Here is a 536-nt window from a genome sequence, read left to right as displayed (position 1 = left end):
CTATCCCTATGGCATGCCCAAATCGGTCCTTGATCAACTGATCGCCGGAACTTATACCGACCGTCCGCAGATGGTTGCCTCTTTTGGAGAGATGTTTTTTGCCAAGCCGGTGTCACCCGCCTTTCGCGATTGGTTCCAATCGATGAACCTAACTGCCTCAAATCACGGAACCGTAGGTGGCGCACTGATGCTGCGGGACGAGGATTTACGCGCCGATCTTCCCCGGATTCAGGTGCCCACCACAATCTTCCACGGTCTTCTCGACCAGATTTGTCCTTACGATTTGGCCCGGCTGATGCATCAGGGGATTCGGGGCTCGCAGCTGCTGACCTTTGAACACAGCGGGCATGCCGTATTCTATGACGAGCTGGAGCTGTTCAATCAGCGGCTGCTCCAAGTTCTGGGGGGAAGATAGCCGGCTTTCTCCTGAGATGGTATAGTGTAGGTTGGCAAAAATGGAATTCGAACGTTAGGTGAAGGTGACACTCATTATGGACAAACTGCTGTTTCATCCGGTTCCGAAGGGAGCCTCCGGG

At 53.9% G+C, this 536-nt stretch carries 1 protein-coding gene; it reads left to right on the top strand.

Annotated elements, in window-relative coordinates; genetic code table 11:
* On the top strand, positions 1 to 415 hold a 415-nt coding region (locus L691_RS33245), incomplete at its 5' end, for an alpha/beta fold hydrolase (RefSeq protein WP_025693363.1).
* Between the last annotated feature and the right edge of the window lie 121 nt (positions 416 to 536).

Source organism: Paenibacillus zanthoxyli JH29 (assembly GCF_000520715.1).
Taxonomy (GTDB): domain Bacteria; phylum Bacillota; class Bacilli; order Paenibacillales; family Paenibacillaceae; genus Paenibacillus_AQ; species Paenibacillus_AQ zanthoxyli.
Note: the sequence above shows the minus strand (reverse complement) of the source record. Positions and strands in the feature narration are given on the sequence as shown.